We start from the raw sequence: 1,319 nt of genomic DNA, 5'->3' as shown, positions 1-1,319 counted from the left end.
AGGAGGTTGCCTTCGTCCTCGTCGAAATCATCCGGTGTGTACGTTGTCGGGGATGACTCGTCAGCACCGAGATCGAGAATCAGATAGAGCGCTTCAACGAAATCATACGCAGTTCCAGGCGAAAGGTCTGTGAGGCTCGCGATCTGCCGGATTGTGACATCTCCCTCACTGTGTGCGTTTACGAGATCGTATGTGAGCGCGAACGTGACGATACCGTGATCTTCGAGAACCCGTTTGATCGCGGGGTACTCGTTCTTCTGTGCGATCACCTCGATAAGTTCGGGAGTAATCGAGACTTCCGTCTCGCGAACCGTCAATGTCAGTTCAAACTCTTCAGCGGTGTATACAGCAGTCCCGGCATCGTCGCCAACCTGGCTGATTAGGCCCGCTTTCTCCAGCTTATGGAGATAGTCGTACACCGTCTTTTTCGAGACAGTCGTTGTTTCGACGAGTTCAGGCCCTGTGGCAGTCGCTGACCCTCGAATCGATATATAGAGGCTAGCGAGCGATGGGTTCTCGAGTAATTCTGCGAATGTCGGGAATCCGGTGATCATCCCCGGAGTGTCCCCCGCGTTCCGCACGTGTTTTGTATCGTAGCTCATCTTGTATAGAGTTACGAAACTAGAAATCATAAACGTTTGTCACGGAATGGAGCGTTGTAGTGTTCATAAACGAGGTACTGATTTTTTATCGGGGTTCTTCGCCGCGGCCCCGGAAGAGCGTGATATTAACCAACAAATTCGTCCATTCAACTGTTAGTGTTGGTTAATCACGAAACCGGTACTGCATATCTCGCCACCGAGCACATTCGTGTACTCAGCCAGACATCCGATAACTCTAGTGAGCGCCCCCTGGTCCTCGCACTGTGTGCGTGGGGTCTTCGTCCGAACGAGGTCACGCGCCTCCACACGCGCCAGTTCGTCCCAAACGAAGAGTGATACTTAGACGCCTCCGACTTCGGTCGCAACCCAAGCGGTATTACTCAGGACACGAATTATGAATTGTATGTCGAAAACGACAGGGGACCCCGAACGCGCCATTAATGGTCTTCTATCAGTGGCACAGCTACTCGAAGAGCCACGGCTCGCTCGCCTCTACACGTATATTCTCCGTGAAGGCGAAGTGACGATTGATGAAATCGTCGCCGACACCGACACGCCCCGCACGACCGCGTATGCGGATACGGGGACACTCGTTGATCTCGGGGTACTCACGCGGGATGAAACGCAGAAAACGCACACCTACACGCTATCCCAATCACGCTCACTGCGAACCTCGATGGCGATACGTACACGATCACGCCCACACTCGTCGAGGCA

Annotated in this window: 1 protein-coding gene and 1 pseudogene; one reads left to right on the top strand and one right to left on the bottom strand. The window is 53.4% G+C overall.

The genetic code is table 11. The features are described 5' to 3' along the window. Window positions 1-602 (bottom strand): winged helix-turn-helix domain-containing protein (locus tag J07HQW2_RS00330; protein WP_021053141.1); only part of this gene is annotated, 602 nt, incomplete at its 3' end. A 403-nt stretch (window positions 603-1,005) separates the two neighbouring features. On the opposite strand from J07HQW2_RS00330, the pseudogene J07HQW2_RS00325 reads away from it, so the two are divergent. Further along, window positions 1,006-1,319: pseudogene (locus tag J07HQW2_RS00325) on the top strand (helix-turn-helix domain-containing protein); the annotation flags it as partial.

Source organism: Haloquadratum walsbyi J07HQW2, assembly GCF_000415985.1.
Taxonomy (GTDB): Archaea; Halobacteriota; Halobacteria; order Halobacteriales; family Haloferacaceae; genus Haloquadratum; species Haloquadratum walsbyi_B.
The sequence above is the reverse complement of the archived record's forward strand: the minus strand, read 5'-3'. Positions and strand labels throughout refer to the sequence as shown.